This window comes from Rhodococcus sp. FW305-130, assembly GCF_058788335.1.
The window spans coordinates 483,780-501,254 of record NZ_JBYTAP010000003.1; the positions used below are offsets into that span (position 1 = coordinate 483,780).

The following is a 17,475-nucleotide window of genomic DNA, read 5'->3' on the forward strand; positions in this document are numbered from 1 at the left end:
TGGCATCATCGCGGTGCGTGAACTCGCAGTGATCGATTGACTCGGTCGAGGATGCCGATGGCAGTGGTCAATGTGTCGAGGTCACCTTCGTCGAGGGCTGTCAGTTCTTGGGCCAGGACGCCGATGCGTAGTTCGGACCGACGGTCCCGACGCGCGCTTCGCTCGTCCTTCACGAAAAGCGTGCTCACCCGGCCGTCTGTGGGATCGGGTCGCCGCTCGATCAGGTCCTTGTCGGAGAGGATGCGCACCAGCGTGCTGACGGTGTTCGGGCGTCTGGAGAGGCGATCGGCCACGGCCCCGATGCGAGTGCCGGGATGGTGCGCGACATCGTGAAGTACCTCGGATTGTGCCTCTGGCAAAGTCGCGTCGGTACCCGACGTATCCATGTATTCACGCAGCGCTCGACGCAATTCGAACGCCGCAGCGATGAGTGATCTCGATGCTTCTTCCGCAGTGGGCACGCGATCAGAGTAGCGATCGATCCCGTGTGATCCACGTCCCAAAACTGTATCTGACACAGATATAGTTTACAGTTCCTCAAAGGGTAGGGTCACCTAACCATGACGGTAGATGAAGCTGTCATGCTTCACGACGTACGGGACACGATCATGAATTTTGGACAGAAGTCACGCAGTGTAATGCTGATCGGCGCACTGACATTGGTGGCAGCTCTCAGTGGCTGCTCGAGCGACGCCTCGCCCACAGACACTGACATCAGTGCGTCGACTCCGGCGGACTCTGCGTTTGTCGCTCCGCGAGAAGTCCCGGCTGGAATGGGGAGCGGAAAGTCGGACGGCGAATTCCCTCGTACCGTTTCACACTTCAAAGGTGACACCACGATCGAATCGCAGCCCGAAAAGGTTGTCGTCATTTCGACCGGGCAAGCAGATGCGCTTTTATCTCTCGGCGTCGTTCCTGCGGCTTCGACTCGTGGTGACGGTGCGGACCTGGTGCCGCCGTACCTGTTGGCCGCATACCCCGAATTCCGCACCCAGCTAGGTGATGTCGTCGACGCAGGTGGGCGCTTCACACCGAACTTCGAAGCGATCGTCAAGCTCGATCCTGACCTGATCTTGATGAATGTTGCAGGGAAGGATGCTGATTCGCTGTACGACCAGCTTTCGGCAATTGCGCCCACCGTGGCAACGCAGGGGACCGGCGTCAACTGGAAGCAGGACTTCCTGCTGGTTGCCGACGGGGTAGGTAAGACGCAACAGGCGACGGCACTGCTGGATACGTTCAACGCCGACGCCGCGGCCTTGGGTGCGTCCCTTTCGTCGCCGCCGACAGTGTCGTTCACCCGCCAGAACGGAAATCGCTTGCGCATCTTCGGTATTCCTTCGTTCGCCGGAAGTATCGCCCAGGATGCCGGCCTGACGCGTCCGGAGTCGCAGCAATTCGACGACACCTCCCGAGACATCAGTGAGGAAGAGCTGAACGTGGCGGACGCTGATTGGATCTTCTACGGAGTGCAAGGCGGGGACCCGGCGACGTTGACCAACGCGCCGTTGTGGGCGCAGTTACGTGGGGTGATTGCCAACCATGCCGTTGCTGTCGACGATGACGTCTTCTACCTCAATGCCGGGCCGACTGCGGCTCGTGAAGTGCTGAAGGTTCTGCAGAGCGCACTGCAGCAGTAGCTGATTCGGACTGGTTGTGCGTGCCGACGAACCGGAAGACAGCGCCACCCACAGTGACGGCAAGCGTCGCGAGGACAGCTCCGGCAACGACGTCGGTGAGCCAGTGAGCTCCCAAGTAGAGGCGAGTGAGCGCGACGACAACGGTGACCGTCACGGCGAGCAGCATCAGAAGGCGTTTGACGGACGGTGTTCGGTCGACGCTCACAACGAGAACCGCGATGCCGAACAGCGCTGCTGTGCCGGTGACGTGACCAGACGGGAACGAGTGGCCGGTCTCGAGAAGAACCTGGATGTTGGTCGGCGGACGTTCGCGACCGACGAGCGCTTTGATTACCGTGCTGGCGACTGCCGCACCGCCAACGGTTCCGATCACGATCAAACCCGGAACAACCGAACGTGCTCGCCACGAGATGAGCACTCCGCAAGTGATCCCGAGCAGCGCGGTGGCGACAGGACTACCGAGATCTGTGACGGCGACCGCGATCTGGTTGAGGGCGCCGCTCCGATGATCGACCATCCAGTCGGTCACCGGCCCGTCGAAGCTCGTCAACCACCCGTTTCGATATACCTGGATCGAGAGCGTCACCAGGGCGAGGGCGAGCCCGGACGCGCGGAGCGCTGTTGACCGAACGCTGGAGGTCCGGTAGATCGAACCGAATGCGAACAGCGCGGCCGCCACCACGATTGCGGCAACCGCAATTTCTGCGGTGGTGCTCTCGGTCAAGACTTCGGTGACCACGTTTCGCACGGTCGACACAGTTGCTGGCATGAATGCAGTGTGACGATCAGAAGCTGAAGAAACGCTGAACGTAACTCGGTCATGGGCCCACCGTCTGCTCTACTGGGTGCATCCGAACAACTGCGTGTCGACGAGACGGGGCCGGTGGTGCGAGTACTGGTTGTCGAAGACGAAGTACGCCTGGCCGAGACGATCCGGCGGGGATTGGTAGCCGAGGGATTCGTGACCGCCGTGGAACTCAACGGGGACGACGGATTCGCGATTGCCTGCAGCGACGAATTCGACGTGATCGTTCTCGACATCATGTTGCCGGGCAAACACGGATACGACATCGTGCGGGACCTACGCGCCCGGGAGGTGTGGACGCCGATCCTCATGCTCTCGGCGAAGGACGGCGAATACGACCTCGCTGATGCTTTCGATCTCGGTGCCGACGACTACCTGGTCAAGCCCTTCTCGTTTGTAGTATTCCTCGCGCGGCTTCGCGCACTGGTGCGGCGGGGCGCTCCCCAGCGTCCATCGATACTCACCGTGGGAGACCTGTCCCTCGACCCCGCCAAACATCAGGTGATCAGAGCGGGAATCGAATTGACGCTGACGCCACGTGAGTACAGCGTTCTCGAGTTCCTGATGCGCAACAACGGAGTTGTGGTCACGAAGACCGAGATCGTTCGCTCGGTCTGGGACACCAACTACGAAGGTGACGAGAACATCGTCGAGGTCTACATCGGTTACCTACGTAAGAAGGTCGACCTCCCGTTCGGAACCCACAGCATCGAAACCATTCGAGGCATCGGGTACCGCTTTGTCGGCACTGCCTGATCGTCAATCGGTCGGTAGCGGAATTGTCACCTCGAATCGACTTCCACCGCCTACCCTCTCGCTGACGGAAATGGTTCCGTGATGCGCCGCAACGATTTCCGACGCGATGGCGAGTCCGAGTCCGGAGCCACCTCCCTGCCTCGACCGCGGCTGGTCTAGGCGGACGAAGCGTCCGAAGATTCGTTCGCGTTCTGCTGCAGGGATTCCGGGCCCGTCGTCCTCGATCACGATATGGGCTTCGTGGCCGGCTTCGGAACACTCGAGATGCACGAGGGTCTCGGCGTGCCGTACTGCGTTGTCGACCAGGTTTCGCACCATGCGCGCCAACGCCCTCGGGTCTCCGGACACGCGAACCGGAGCAACGGTGGCGGTGACCGCGATCTCGGAGATACCGTCGATCCGCTTCTGCTCGGCGAACAGAATGTCGTCGAGGTCGACGTCGACGACGGTACCGATGGATTCGAGTTCGCTTTCGTCCGAGCGCGCGAGAATCAACAGATCCTCGATCAACTGCCGCATCCGTCGCGCCTCGGGAAGTAGCGCGTCTTCGATCAGTGCGTCGTCGAGGAGATCCGGGCGTCGGTGTGCCAGTTCGAGAGCCGTCGTGATCGTGGACAGTGGACTACGTAATTCGTGGGAGGCGTCGCTGACGAATCGTTGTTGAGCAAGTGCGCCTTCGTCGAGGCGCGCCAGCATGTCGTTCATTGTTGTTGCCAGTCGGGCTATCTCGTCGTTCCCGGACGGGACGGGCACTCGTTCACCTTGACGGCCACTCGAAATCGAGGCAACCCGAGCGCGGATGCGTTCCACGGGAGCGAGAGCCGAACCCACCAGGCGGTAAGTGGCAAACGCGGCCAGTCCAAGAACCAGGGGCCCGGCGATGGCGAGCAGAACGGCAACGGTGGTCACCACGGTTTCAACCGGTTCACGGTCGGCGCCGACGAAGACGGTGACCGGTCCGGCCGGCGTCTGAGCGCCGTGTCCGATCAGCCAGTAGTCCTCGTCGTCGGACTTCTTGACCCTTCCATAGGTGTCCGATTCGTCAGGGCCGAGAATGCGTTCGGACAGTAGGTCGCTGTCAGTTCCAGGCGATTGGGCGACTATTCGGTGATCGGCGTCGACGATCTGCACGATTCCGATCTGGCTGTCGGTGGACAGAAGCGAAGGGTCGAGATCGGCTGGGCTCTTCCCGGTGAGTTGCTGGACCAACTGTGTGGCACGGGCCTCGGAGCTGTTCAGTGCGGACAGGTGCAGGGAGTTCGCCAGTACGAAAACCAGTGCAAGCCCGGCGATCACCAAGCAGAAGGCGATCACGAGGGTAGATGCCACGGTCGTCCGGGCGCGCACGCTCCACCGGGACGGGTGCAGAATCGACTCGCCGATGACGTTCATGGCGTCCAGTCTGTACCTTCGCGGCTGTGCGTATACAAAGACGGGCGACGCGGCCTCGTAATCGGACCGCGTCACCCGTCTAGAGGATCAAGCCACTCGCTTGGCGGTTCGGCCGCCGAATTCGAGCATCACGGCGCGTCCGGTGTCATCGGTGACGAAGCGCCCCAGCGTCCGCGTGGTGTCGGCGCGAGCAGCGAAGTCGAGATCGTTGACGAAGGCGATCGGGATCGCCGGCGGCCAGACGATGTCCTCGTATTCGCCGAGGTCCTGCGCGCTGCCCATGCGGACGCCGATTCCCTCGTCACCGGGGGCGACGGTCATGGTCAGGTTGCCGGCCTGGTACTTGCCCAGGACGGCGTCGACGGCAGAGGGTTCGGGCTCGACCACGTCGAGAGATGCCGGCGCGGGCAACTCTGCGAGGTTGGCCATGCACCAGTCGACGATCTTCTTGCCGATTCCGCCGCCGAGTGCGTTGGTCAGCACGGTGACGGCGAAGTTCTTCTCAGGCACGGTCAAGAACTCGGAGACCTGGAGGTTGCTGACGTTTCCGCCGTGCCGGACAACCTGTGTGGTTCCGTATCGAGTCAGCAGCCAGCCGATGCCGACTTCCTCGAACATCATCGCGGCGGGACGCTGCGGCTTCTGCATCAGCAACCGGGTGGACTCGTCGAGAGGCTGTCCCTCACCCGGGTGTTCGCCCGACAGTGCGTAGCGTGCCCAGACGAGCTGATCGCGCACCGAGGACCACATTCCACCGCAGGGCGTCATGCCGCGGTCCAGTCCGGTCTCGTTGGACACGAACGGCTCACCCTCGCGGATGTAGTGGCCGAGTGCAAACCGGTGGGTCATCACGTCCCAGGGCAGGAACGCCGAGTTCTTCATCTCGAGTGGGTCCAGAACGCGCTGCTTGACCAGCTCTTCGAAGGTCAGTCCACTGATCTTGGCTACGACGTATCCGGCGAGAACGAATCCGGAGTTGCTGTAGGAGAAGACCTCTCCGACGGGAAATTCCTGTCGTAGTTCTTTCAGCCGTGAAATCGATCGACCCAGGGCGTCTTCACCCCAGCCGGCCGAGAGGCTGGCGTCGCCGGTGAATCCGCCGGTGTGCGTCAGAAGATGACGCATCGTGACTGTGCGGGTGGCTTCGTCGTCGGCGAGGGTCAGTTCGGGGACGTACTCGACCAGTGGGGTGTCGAGATCGAGTAGGCCGTCCTCGACGAGTGCCATCGCGGCTGTTGCAGCAAAAACCTTTGTGGTGGAGCCGATCATGAACATCGTCTTGTCGGTGACCGGGAGCTGGGTTTCGACGCTCTCGATGCCGCTGGTGACGACGATGTCCTTGTCGCCGTGCACGATACCGACCGAGACGCCGGGGATGTTCGCCTCGACCCTCCACTGGTCGACGAGTTCCTGAAGCTGTTCTTGCATCTTTGATTCCTCGAGTTCGCTGGCGTTCTGTGTTTCGGCGTTCGGTGTTTCCGTCATCGTATGTGGATCGGTCGTCGTCACGCGTTAACCCGTGGTAGGAAGCGGAATCCGACGTACACGCCGTCGCGGTGCGGCCGTACCGTCGTCCAACCGGCGGCCCCGGGTTGACGGGTGGTCCAGGTCCCCGGGATCTGCGACGGTACGAGAGTGGCTACCGCTGCAGGCTTCTTCGGAGCTGTTTCGTCTTCCTCGGGATTCGGGATGACGTCGCCGATGACGGTGATCACAGCCTCGTCAGCGGACTCTCCACGACGGAACTCGATTGCTATTCCGCCCGAGCTGTACTTACCCAGAACCGAATCCGGAATCGACTCCACACTCGCGGGGTTCGGGGCGAGGGCTTGCGGAGGTTCGAGTCCGACCAATGCGGCTGCGGCTTCGGTGAAGAGATCACGATAGAGGCCGTCTGCTTTGCCGCCGCTGGTCAGCAGCGCGATCGCGACATTGTGGCGGGGGAAGATGCGCAGATATGCGTGCTGCCCGATGGTGCTGCCGTCGTGGCCGAAAATTTCTTCGCCCGACCAGGTTTCGTGGAACCAACCCAGACCCCAGCCCGACTTGTCCGGGAACAGTTCGCTGATGTCGATTTCGGGTGTACGCATCGCGGCCGCTGATTTCTCCGACACGATCCGCACGCCGTCGACGCTCTGACCTTCGAGAAGGCCGAGTTCCGCGAACGTGAGCAGATCTCCGATGCTGGCAGTGATGCAGCCGGCCGGCCCCATCGAGCGCGTGATCGGCCAGACGGGCATCACGACGGAGTTCCCTGTATGACCCGCTGCCACAGAGTATCTCGGAGTATCTCCGGTCAACGTGAGTGTGTGCGCGAGGCCGAGCGGATCGATGATCCGCTCCTTGAGGATGTCGTCCCAGATGCCGCCGCGAAGAACCTCGACGATACGAGCTGCAAGGACGTACGCGGAGTTCGAGTACGCGAAGCCGTCCTCGAGTGGATGAACCTGACGGAAGTCACGCAGGCCCTCGACGTAGCGTTCGACGACGTCGTCTCCGCGACCCTTGTCGATGAAGAGGTCACCGTCGATTCCGTTGCGATGGTTCAGAAGTGCGCGAACCGTGATGCGGGCGGCTGTTTCCTCGTCCTGCAGTGCGAAGTCGGGCAGGATCGACCGGACGGTCGCGTCCAGGTCGAGCAAGCCTTCGTCGACCAGCTGCATGACCAGCATCGCGGTCCATACCTTGGTGATGGATCCGATCTGGAACAGGGAGTCGGTGGATACCTCGACCCCGGTGTCTGCATTGATCACGCCGGAAGCCACCGTCGTACGGGTGATTTCCTTGCCGCTGGAATCGAGTGTGAGAATACCGAATTGAGCACCGGTGACGCCGTAACGCTCACACAGTACGTCCAGTGAGCGCTTCCACGCGTCGGCGCCGGCAGATGCATTGGCCAGGCCGGTCTTGGGCAGCTTCGCGGAGGTGTATCGCTTCACCCACTCGATGAGCCGTGTGCTGTAGTCGATTCGGTGCGAGATCGAGCCGTTGACGAGGAACCCGTGGCTTGCACCGGGATACGCCACCAGTCGGGTGGGTACATGCTGCTGGCGCAGTGCGGCGAACCAGGCCTCGGCCTGACCCAGCGGGCACCGCTCGTCCGACTTTCCGTGCAGGATCAGCGTCGGAGTCACCACGTTCTTCACGGCGGCGAGCGGTGAGGCTGCCAGCAGCCCCGCGGAGTTCTCGGGAACAGTGGTGCCGGTGGCGAGCGACGCGAGGTGCGGACCGAAATCGCAGACTCCGGCCATGGCGTTGAAATCGCAGATCAGCCCACCGGCCACCGCCGCGGCAAAGCGATCGGTCTGCGAGGTGAGGTGGCAGGTGCTGTATCCGCCGTAGCTGTACCCGGTGATCGCCAGTCGGTCCCCGTCGACAAGTCCCTCGGCGACAAGCGCGTCGATCGGCTCGAGGAAGTCGGCTTGGTCCGAGGTACCCCAGGCGCCGTTGACGGCGTACATGAAGTCTGCGCCGTACCCGTCCGATCCACGTGGATTGAGGGTCAGGATGCGCCAGCCCTGCGCTGCGAGAACCTGGTGGGCGGGGTGATAGGTATCGGCAACGCCGGTCCACGCGTTGTGCGGTCCACCGTGAATGTCGAGCAGAAGGGGTGCAGCGCCATCAGTTTCGGGAGCGGACAGCAACCAGCCATGCACGGTACGGCCGTCGGAGATGGTGAATTCGCGCTCCTCGGCGGCAAACAGGGTCACCTCGGGGAGTGCTTCTGCGGTGAATTTTGTCAGCGTGGTGACAGCGCCGCTGTCGAGATCGACGAGTGCGACCTCGCCGAAGGACTGCTGTGTGGTGACGATGACGGAGGCGACGCGGGCGTCACGGGCAACGGAGAGCGCCGAGACGACCTCGTTGGGATTGGCGACGAGGGAGCGAGAGGTTCCGGTTTCGATGTCGGCTGCATACAGATGCGTCCATCCGCGATCGCGGAGGCAGAACACGATTTCGTCGCGAGTATTCGACAGTGCCGGTGTGCCACCGGGGTAACCGGGCGCGCCGGGCATCACGTTGCGATCGAGATGAGCTGTGAGGGTGACGTCGACCGGTGTCTCAGTTGGGCCGGGGACGGACAGACGGATCAGGTCGGCAGTTCCGACACGGACCTCGGGGGTGCCGATGGCGACGACCGAATCTCCTTGCGGGTGCCACAGTGTGGAGCCCTGCACCCCGGTGGCGTGACCGAGTCGCTGCGGCGGAACTGACAGATCGTCGACGAGGATTCGGTAAGCGCTGAACGTGAGGTTCAGATCGCTGTCCGGTTCGAGATTCGCGGTGAAGGCAAGAGCCGTGCCGTCGGGCGACCAGGACGGTACGTCCGCATTCCAATCACCGTCGGTGAGGCGTCGTACTGCCTTCGTCTCCAGATCGACGGTGTGCAGGTGGCGACGGAAGGTGCCGAGCCAACCGGCGCCGTCCACCTTGTATCCGAGTCGGTCGGTGACGATGGGCGCATTCGGATCGGTGGAGTCCGAACGTGAGATCACAGCGGCGAATGCAATGGCTTTTCCGTCCGGGCTCCAGACCGGTGCGCCGGCACCGAGGGGGAGTGATGCTGCTGTGGTGAGGGTTTCGGCCTCGCCGCCGGCGAGCGGGATCAGGTGCAGCTGCGCGGAGTCGCCGACCTTGCGGAGGAAGGCAATCGAGGTTCCGTCCGGAGAGAACCGAGGTGCCGAATCGGCGGGCCCCGCAGTGAGGCGGCGAGCCTGGGAATCGCGGGACACTGCCCAGAGCGATGTAGTTGCCTTTCCGGCAACAATTTCCGAGCGAACGAAGACGACCACGGTGCCGTCGGGCGAGATTGCGGTTTCAGTGGGTGTGACCACGCGGTGGAGGTCGTCGAGAACAAATGGACGGTCAGTCATGTAGATCCTTCGAATCGGAGAAATAGATGCAGACGTAAAGCTTTGTCTTCCGGCTTATTTCAGAACTCGGATGCCTGGGCCCGCCAGGGTTCCACCAATCGGCGCGTACAGGGACGTCGCACCGTTGAAGAACATGAAGTTCGGCGATGTGGATACCGGAACGACGTCAGAAGAGGTGAACAGCGCCTGTTCCGCTTCCTTCCACACCGAGCAGGATTCCTGCCCGGGCAGAACCGATGCCTTCGCAGCCAGTTCGGTGTACTCGGGATTGTCGATCGATGCGAAGTTGACGCCCGCCGGCGGGGTCGGGCCGGAGAAGTACGGAACGAAGATGCTGGGAGTGTCACTCTGGACGGTCAGACCGATCGAGATCGACCAGGATGTCAGGTCCTTTGCCGCGAACGTATTGGAGATGATGAAATTGTTGTCACCACCGCGAAGCTCTACCTTCGCGCCGAGTTCCTGCCACTGCTTCATCGCGTATTCTGCTGCTGCAGAAGTGGTATCGCGGTAGTTGGCAAAGATGACCGTCAATTGCAGCGATTGACCGTCCTTGGTCAGAACGCCGTCGGATCCGGGCTTCCAGCCGGCGTCGGCGAGGGTCTTCTTCGCCGCGGCCATGTCGAACTTCGGAACTACACCGGTGACACTGTCGTAGTCACATGCCCGCGGATCGACAACGGCCAATGCCGTAGCGCGCGAACCCTTGCCACCGGTGTTGATGTCCGTGTAGTCGTCGAGATCGATTGCCTGCACGAGCGCGCTGCGCACCGCTTCGTCCTTGGTGGGAAGAGCAGCATTGTGGTTGAAGATGAACTGCCCGCTCAAGGTGTTCGACGTCATCGATTCCAGGCCGGACGCTTCCACACGTTCGATATCCGCACCGGCCACCGGTGCTGCGTTCACCGTTCCGGTGAGGACCAGGTTCGCCGTCGTCGCCGCGTCGGTCACGATCTTGATCGTGACGGCCTTGGGCACTCCGAGGGTGTCCGATGTGGTTTCGCCGTTCGGTCCCCAGTTGTATCCGTCGCGGCGTTCGAGCGTCACGTGATCGTTTGCCACTACTTCGGTGATCTTGAACAGGCCGGTTCCGTTGCTGCTGCCGCGAACACTGGCGGGGTCGTCGAGTGCTGCCTGGCATGCCAGTTTGAGAGCACCGATGCGCTCGAGCAGGAAGGGCGCAGGTTCCGCCGTCTTGATCGTGAGCTCGTCGCCATCGGCGGTTGCTACTGCAGTTTCGGGTACCGACGCTCCCAGCCACGGCGAGCCGTTCGTCTTGTCGACGACCCAGTTGATGTTGTTCGCGGCTGTCTGGGCAGTGAACGTCGTGCCGTCTTCACACGTGATCCCTTTTTTGAGGGTGAAGTTCAGCGAAGTTCCGTTCTCGCTCCATTTTTCGGCCAGATACGAGCCCGCTGCACGGGTTTTGGGGTCGATGGCCAACAACGAGTCGTTGGTATAGCTGTTGATTGCCTGCGTGGCAGTCAGGTTGGTGATCAGGGGATGAAGGTTGCCGGGGTCGGTGTTCACGATCGTCGTGAAACTCCCGTCCTTGGCGTAGTCCCCGGAGGTCCCGCCGCCAGGATCAGAGGTGCTTCCGCACGAGGCAACCGTGAGAACGCCGATCGTGACCAGAGCCGCGGTGGGCACTGAGCGAGCTTTCATCTGATGCACCTTTTGATCGAAGGATGTCGTTGATCAATGCTGCGCGAGGGACGTGGCCCAGGTCTCGTTGAATCGACTCATGCTGAGCACCTGAATCTGTCGGATCGTCACAATGGATGGTCGTCGTTTCTCACGGAAGTGTGGTTCGGCTACCGTCGGGGTGTGCGCTCAGAATCTCGTCGATCAGATATCCAGACCTTCCATGTCATGGATGTATGGAAGGCCGCGACCGAACGTCAGCGGACGCACGGTGACGTTCTGACGTTGGCTGCCGGTCAACCGTCGACCCCCGCGCCGGCACCGGTGCTACGTGCGACGCGCGAGATCCTCGGCACCGAACTACTCGGGTATACCGAGACTTTCGGGATCCTGCCGCTACGCGAAGCTATTGCGCGCTACCACAGCGAGCGATCGGGAATAGCCGTCGACGCCGAAGACGTGGTGGTGACGACAGGTTCGTCCGGGGCGTTCACCTTGCTTTTCCTGGCCGCGTTCGACGAGGGCGACACCGTGGTGGTCGCTCGCCCCGGATATCCCGCCTACCGCAACACCCTTGCCGCTCTCGGCTGCAACGTCGTCGAACTCGACTGCGGGCCGGCAACCCGATACCAGCCGACGGTGGACATGCTCGAGGCCTTGCCGTCGCCGCCTGCCGGTCTGATCGTCGCCAGCCCGGCAAATCCGACGGGCACGGTGATCTCGCCCGAGGAGCTCGCTGCGTTGGCGACGTGGTGCGAGCAGCACGGCACCCTTCTGATCTCGGACGAGATCTACCACGGCATCGGATACGGCGATCAGCACACGTCGAGCGCCTGGGAGACCTCACGCGAATCCGTAGTGATCGGCTCGGTGTCCAAGTACTTCTCGATGACGGGTTGGCGGCTCGGGTGGATGTTGGTGCCGACGTACTTGCGGCGCCCGCTGCAGAGACTCGCGTCGAACATGACGGTGTGTCCACCCGCGATCTCTCAGTACGCCGCCATCGAGGCGTTCTCGGACGAGGCGAAGGTCGAGTTGGACGGGCACGTTCAGCGGTACGCCGTCAATCGTGAACTGCTGTTGACCGGGTTGCCGAAACTGGGCATCACCGAACTGGCTCCCGCCGACGGTGCGTTCTACGTCTACGCGGATATCGGCCATCTGTGTGGCGACGAGGGCGCCACCGCGTGGTGTGCCCGGTTGCTGACAGATACCGGGGTCGCGTTGGCACCCGGAATCGATTTCGACACCGTCCACGGAAACCGGATGGTCAGACTTTCGTTCGCGGGCGCGACAGCCGACATCCAGGAGGCGCTGACCCGCCTCGAGAAGTGGCTCGGGTAACAAACAGCAGGGTCTTCGAGCTGTTTCGCCATGCGGAGGTGCCCTCTGCTGGCACGATGTCGTGGTGTCTTCTGCAGCTACGCCCAAGGGTGAACGACGTCGCCAAGCTCTGGTGGCGTCCGCTGCTGAACTTTTGCTGGAGGGCGGGTTCGACGCCGTTCGTCACCGAGCGGTGGCAACCAGGGCCGACCTTCCTCTGGCTTCGACGACCTATTACTTCGACTCACTCGACGATCTGATCGCGTGTGCCGTCGAGCTCAACGGCAACGCCGACATGGAAGCGATGCGCGCCAGAGTGGCTGCGGTGACCCAACGTCGGCGGGGCGCGGAATCAACCGTCGAACTTTTGGTCGAGCTGCTGCTCGGAGACGAAGAGAAGCGGCCGGAGAGCCGCGAACGATTGATCTCGCGCTACGAACGATTTGTGGCGTGTGCCCGTCATCCCGCGCTTCGTGACGTGCAGTTGCGCCTACGCGCCCAGCTCGACGACCTGTTGACCGATGCGCTTCGACGCTCGGGCCGAACGGCGCCCGAGGGGCAGTTGCGCCGTCTTGTCGCGATGGTCGACGGCGCGATGATCACGGCGCTCGGGGAGTACGACCCGGACCCACGCGGGTTGGCCAGAGGAATGCTCTTGGAATCGATCGACGTGATGGCGCCGCCGGTCGTCTAGCTCGGGGGTGACAGCTGCTCTAGCTCGGGGGTAACAGCACTGCTCGGCCACCGTTAGACTGAGGCCTCGTGAGCCGCATCCCGAATGTCCTTGCCAACCGATACGCCAGCCCGGAGCTTGTTGCTCTGTGGTCTCCCGAGTACAAGATCGTGCTCGAGCGCCAATTGTGGGTGGCGGTGTTGCGTGCGCAGGCAGAGCTGGGCATCGACATTCCGGCCGACGCCATCGACGACTACGAGCGCGTCATCGACAACGTCGACCTGGCGTCCATCGCGGACCGCGAGCGGGTCACCCGCCACGACGTGAAGGCACGCATCGAGGAATTCAATGCACTCGCCGGACACGAGCAGGTCCACAAGGGCATGACCAGCCGTGACCTCACCGAGAACGTCGAGCAGCTGCAGATCGTGCGTTCTCTCGAACACGTCTACAACCACGGCATCGCCGTCGCCGCCCGTCTGGGTGAGCGCGCTGCCGAGTACTCGTCCATCGTGATGGCCGGCCGCTCGCACAACGTCGCAGCTCAGGCCACCACCTTGGGCAAGCGTTTCGCTTCCGCGGCCGACGAGCTTCTCGTTGCACTGACACGTCTGCGTCAGCTGATCGACCGCTACCCGCTGCGTGGGATCAAGGGCCCGATGGGTACCGCTCAGGACATGCTCGACCTCCTCGACGGCGATGCGGCCAAGCTCGAGCAGCTCGAAGCGAAGGTCGCGGAGCACCTCGGATTCGCCCACGTACTGACCAGCGTCGGCCAGGTGTACCCGCGTTCGCTCGACCACGACGTCATCTCCGCGCTCGTCCAGGTCGGCGCGGGCCCGTCGTCGTTTGCACACACGATCCGCCTGATGGCCGGCCATGAGCTGGTCACCGAAGGCTTCCAGCCCGGCCAGGTCGGCAGCTCGGCGATGCCGCACAAGATGAACACCCGCTCGTGCGAGCGAGTCAACGGACTTCAGGTGATCCTGCGCGGCTACGGCTCCATGGCAGCCGAGCTCGCGGGTGCACAGTGGAACGAAGGCGACGTCTTCTGCTCCGTCGTGCGCCGCGTCGCTCTCCCGGATGCGTTCTTCGCGATCGACGGCATGTTCGAGACCTTCCTGACCGTGCTGATCGAGATGGGCGCGTACCCGGCCGTCATCGAGAAGGAACTGACGCGCTACCTGCCGTTCCTCGCCACGACCCGCGTTCTCATGGCAGCGGTGCGCGCGGGCGTCGGACGCGAGACCGCCCACGAGGCGATCAAGGAGAACGCCGTCGCAGTTGCGCTGGCGATGCGTGAGGAAGGCAAGGAGCCCGACCTGCTCGATCGCCTTGCCGCCGACGATCGTTTGCCGCTCGACCGCGCCGCACTCGACGAGGCTCTGGCCGACAAGGCGGCCTTTGTCGGCGCCGCGTCTGCTCAGGTCGACGCCGTTGTCGCCGAGGTGCAGAAGCTTGTCGACGCCAACCCCGAAGCTGCGGCGTATGCGCCGTCGCCGATTCTGTAAGGGCTACGCCCCCGTGCGCCTTTTCGGTAGTCACCACTACCGAAAAGGCGCACAGGGTCGAAGAGCATGAACTGCATCTTCTGTTCCATCATCGCCGGTGAGGCCGAGGCCAGCGTCGTCTACGACGACGCGAATGTCCTTGCCTTCATGGATATTCGGCCGTTCACATCCGGCCATCTCCTGGTCGTGCCGAAGCGCCACGCCAGTGGATTGTCCACGCTCGATTCCGACGACGGTGCCAGGATCTTTGCCGTCGCACAGAAGATCGCCGCAGCGATGCGTACCGGACCTCTCCCGGTCGACGGAGTGAATCTGCATCTCTCCGACGGAGCTGTTGCGGGGCAGGAAGTCTTCCATGTTCATCTGCACGTCATTCCGCGAAATCGCGGCGACGGCTTCGGCCTGCGTGCACTACCTCGCACGCCCAATCGGGCAGTTCTCGACAGCACGGCTGCCGTCATTCGCTGTGCACTGAACTAGCGGTACCGGCCAGTTTCAGGGACTGCCGATCAGTTCGACAACGGAGTCCAGAAGGACACTGCGCCAGCACAACCAGTCGTGGCCGCCGTCGAAGATCCGATACGACACGTGCGCTCCGGCAGCTTCCAACGCCTGTGCGACCGCTGCGCTGTGCCCGACCATGTCGGACTCGTGCCTACCTACTTCGAGGACAACGCGTAAACCGTCCGGCACGCCATCGCGCTCGATGCGTGCGGCGATGTCTCCACCCGGCGGACCGTCCTCGCCGCGCTTCAAGCCTGTCGGCCACCAGAATGAACCGGACCCGCTGGCGACCAGCGCGAAGTGTTCGGGGAATTCGAGTGCTGCGAACATCGAGGCCAGGCCGCCGAAACTCTGCCCCGAGACCACCGTTCGCGTTCGATCAGACGAGAAGGGTGCGACGGCGCGCACCTGCGGAAGTAGTTCGTCGACGACTGCACTCCAGTAGTCGCGGTTGCACGGCAATTCCTTCGAACGACGTTGATTGTCAACGGAATCAATGGCCAGCAGAACGCAGGACTTCAGTTTGCCGGTCTGGACTGCACGATCGAATGCGGCACCTGCTGGCATGACCTCGGCCCAGTGGCGCCCGTCGAGAAGTATCACGAGCGGCCGTTCTTCGAGCGGTGTCAATCCGTCGTCCACGGTCTCGTAGATCCACACCGGCCGCTCGACGTCCAACGTCGAACTGGCCCAGGTGAGCTGTATCGACTTCCTGAAAACTGGAGCATCCCAACCGAACTGGACCGGCGCCGAGGGCATCTCGGCGACGGAACGCCTTGTGTCCACGCCTGCGGAGAGCGGATTGAGTGGGTCGGCAATTCGGTGTTCGAGCAACCCCAACCAGCGGGTGCGGCGGGTCGTGTCTTCCTTGCCTGCTCCCGGATAATCGAATTCGTCGACTACGGACTTCGGCGCCGGGATGATGCTGTAACTGCTGCGCCAGGTGTTCGAGACTTCGGCGGCGTAGAACCACACCGGACTCTCGCCGATCCGTTGCATCACGCTGAGTTGTTCCGCGTGATGGTCGGTCAACGAGTTTGCGTCGAGGTAGACGCGCTCGACTTCCGTCTCCTCGGGTTGTCGCCAGAGGAAAGTTACTCGAACTGTATGTGTGTCAACACTTTCGATGATCGGCGTGCCTTGTTGCACTATCCGGTTCCAGAAGGTGTCGATGTCGGGCGAGGCCGCGAGGGAAGCGGACAATTCTGTCACCGCCTGAGTTAGCATGAGCACAGCCTAACCTAATTTCATGGGCTTTTGAATTCGAGGAGTGGTCCGCCAGTGGGCGTCACAATGAAAAAATCGCGCGCCTTGAAGGTGCTCTCCGCAGTCTTGGTGGCAGGGTTCGCTCTCGCCGGATGTAGTTCTGCGGATGCCGATTCCGGTGCTGATTCGGCTGCATCGCAGGGTAATTGGCCCCGCACGGTGGAAACGTCGAAGGGGCCGGTGGAGATCACGTCGAAGCCGGAGAGGATCGTCTCGACCAGTGTGACGCTGACGGGCACACTGTTGTCGATCGATGCTCCGGTGGTGGCTACCGCATCGACGGGACCGAACACCGACGTATCGGATGCGCAGGGGTTGTTCACACAGTGGGGCGACATAGCTCGAGAACGTGGACTCGCAGTGCTGCCGATGGGCGGCGCGAACGCAGAATCCGTTCTGGCCCAGAACCCGGACCTCATCGTCGTCTCGGCGACTGGAGGTGACTCCGTCGTCGATCTGTACGAACAGTTCACGGCCATTGCTCCGACAATAGTGGTGGACTACGGCGGAAGTAGTTGGCAGGAAGTGGCCGCCGTGCTGGGTGAAGCGACAGGTCTCGAAGACAACGCAGCGGCCACGGTCGCGAAATTCGACAGCGCAGTAGAGGCAGCGAAGGCCGAGATCACACTTCCCCCGCAGCCGACCACCGCGCTCGTCTACTACGAGGACGGCAGCGGCGCCAATATCTGGACGCACGAGTCCGGGCAGGCGAAGTTGCTCACGGCGATGGGTTTCACGGTCGCCGACATTCCCGAGTCTGCGAAGAGCAGTGAATCCATGGGTAAGCGCAAGGACATCATTCAGGTCTCGGCCGAGAACCTCTACGACGGTATCGCGGGCAACACCCTGATCTTGGTCAGCGCCGACGACGGTGCGGTGAAAGCGGTCGAGGCACTTCCCCTGTTGGCGCAGCATCCGGCAATTCGTGATCACCATGTCTATGCCGTGGGGCTCGATACCTTCCGTCTCGACTACTACAGCGCAACCAACATGGTGAACCGGTTGGTCGAGCAGTTCGGCTGATCCATAAGTGCTAGTGCTTTCACCCCGAACTAGTCCTTTGGTTGTAGCCGAGAATCGAACATTC

General features: G+C 62.5%; 14 protein-coding genes. 7 read left to right on the forward strand and 7 right to left on the reverse strand.

Features of this window, described 5'->3' with window-relative positions; translation table 11 throughout:
• Positions 1-5: 5 nt before the first annotated feature.
• Positions 6-461: a MarR family winged helix-turn-helix transcriptional regulator gene (locus AC3WQS_RS12220; protein WP_019747049.1), complete on the reverse strand. Its 456-nt coding sequence runs from the start codon at positions 459-461 to the stop codon at positions 6-8.
• Between the two features lie 99 nt (positions 462-560).
• Here AC3WQS_RS12220 and AC3WQS_RS12225 point away from each other — a divergent pair, with 99 nt between their 5' ends.
• The gene (locus AC3WQS_RS12225; RefSeq protein WP_492712680.1) at positions 561-1,640 is read left to right on the forward strand and encodes an ABC transporter substrate-binding protein; all 1,080 of its coding nucleotides are present in this window, start codon (positions 561-563) and stop codon (positions 1,638-1,640) included.
• Here AC3WQS_RS12225 and AC3WQS_RS12230 read toward each other — a convergent pair.
• Complete coding sequence (locus AC3WQS_RS12230) at positions 1,576-2,409, reverse strand: phosphatase PAP2 family protein (RefSeq protein ID WP_492712679.1); 834 nt, start codon at positions 2,407-2,409, stop codon at positions 1,576-1,578. The genes AC3WQS_RS12225 and AC3WQS_RS12230 overlap by 65 nt on opposite strands.
• Before the next feature lie 117 nt (positions 2,410-2,526).
• Here AC3WQS_RS12230 and AC3WQS_RS12235 point away from each other — a divergent pair, with 117 nt between their 5' ends.
• Complete coding sequence (locus AC3WQS_RS12235) at positions 2,527-3,201, forward strand: response regulator transcription factor (protein WP_024487527.1); 675 nt, start codon at positions 2,527-2,529, stop codon at positions 3,199-3,201.
• 3 nt (positions 3,202-3,204) lie between these two features.
• On the opposite strand, the gene AC3WQS_RS12240 is transcribed toward AC3WQS_RS12235, so the two are convergent.
• The 4 genes from AC3WQS_RS12240 to AC3WQS_RS12255 form a co-directional block, all read right to left on the reverse strand.
• Entirely contained in the window at positions 3,205-4,593 is a 1,389-nt protein-coding gene (locus AC3WQS_RS12240; RefSeq protein WP_070386304.1) for a sensor histidine kinase, read from the reverse strand.
• An 87-nt stretch (positions 4,594-4,680) separates the two neighbouring features.
• A complete protein-coding gene (locus AC3WQS_RS12245; RefSeq protein WP_019747054.1) occupies positions 4,681-6,078 on the reverse strand; it encodes a serine hydrolase domain-containing protein in 1,398 nt (465 codons plus the stop codon).
• A 20-nt stretch (positions 6,079-6,098) separates the two neighbouring features.
• On the reverse strand, positions 6,099-9,467 hold the full coding sequence (locus AC3WQS_RS12250; protein WP_259117443.1) for a serine hydrolase: 3,369 nt from the start codon (positions 9,465-9,467) through the stop codon (positions 6,099-6,101).
• A 54-nt stretch (positions 9,468-9,521) separates the two neighbouring features.
• Positions 9,522-11,132 carry an ABC transporter substrate-binding protein gene (locus AC3WQS_RS12255; RefSeq protein ID WP_020968549.1) on the reverse strand — a complete coding sequence of 537 codons (1,611 nt, stop codon included), beginning with the start codon at positions 11,130-11,132 and terminating at the stop codon, positions 9,522-9,524.
• A 207-nt stretch (positions 11,133-11,339) separates the two neighbouring features.
• Between AC3WQS_RS12255 and AC3WQS_RS12260 the strand changes: the two genes are divergently transcribed.
• The 4 genes from AC3WQS_RS12260 (at position 11,340) to AC3WQS_RS12275 (ending at position 15,098) form a co-directional block, all read left to right on the forward strand.
• Positions 11,340-12,455 (forward strand): pyridoxal phosphate-dependent aminotransferase, encoded by a 1,116-nt coding sequence (locus AC3WQS_RS12260; RefSeq protein WP_179154745.1) that lies wholly within the window; start codon positions 11,340-11,342, stop codon positions 12,453-12,455.
• A gap of 64 nt (positions 12,456-12,519) precedes the next feature.
• The gene (locus AC3WQS_RS12265) at positions 12,520-13,128 is read left to right on the forward strand and encodes a TetR/AcrR family transcriptional regulator (RefSeq protein WP_024487531.1); all 609 of its coding nucleotides are present in this window, start codon (positions 12,520-12,522) and stop codon (positions 13,126-13,128) included.
• Positions 13,129-13,196: 68 nt separating this feature from the next.
• Positions 13,197-14,618, forward strand: coding sequence for an adenylosuccinate lyase (gene purB, locus AC3WQS_RS12270; RefSeq protein ID WP_019747059.1), 1,422 nt, complete (start codon positions 13,197-13,199; stop codon positions 14,616-14,618).
• Positions 14,619-14,684: 66 nt separating this feature from the next.
• A complete protein-coding gene (locus tag AC3WQS_RS12275; protein ID WP_492712678.1) occupies positions 14,685-15,098 on the forward strand; it encodes an HIT family protein in 414 nt (137 codons plus the stop codon).
• Positions 15,099-15,113: 15 nt separating this feature from the next.
• Here AC3WQS_RS12275 and fes read toward each other — a convergent pair whose 3' ends face one another.
• The gene (fes, locus tag AC3WQS_RS12280) at positions 15,114-16,349 is read right to left on the reverse strand and encodes an enterochelin esterase (protein WP_492712677.1); all 1,236 of its coding nucleotides are present in this window, start codon (positions 16,347-16,349) and stop codon (positions 15,114-15,116) included.
• A 66-nt stretch (positions 16,350-16,415) separates the two neighbouring features.
• Between fes and fepB the strand changes: the two genes are divergently transcribed.
• Positions 16,416-17,411 carry a Fe2+-enterobactin ABC transporter substrate-binding protein gene (gene fepB, locus AC3WQS_RS12285; RefSeq protein ID WP_047889107.1) on the forward strand — a complete coding sequence of 332 codons (996 nt, stop codon included), beginning with the start codon at positions 16,416-16,418 and terminating at the stop codon, positions 17,409-17,411.
• Positions 17,412-17,475 lie beyond the last annotated feature (64 nt).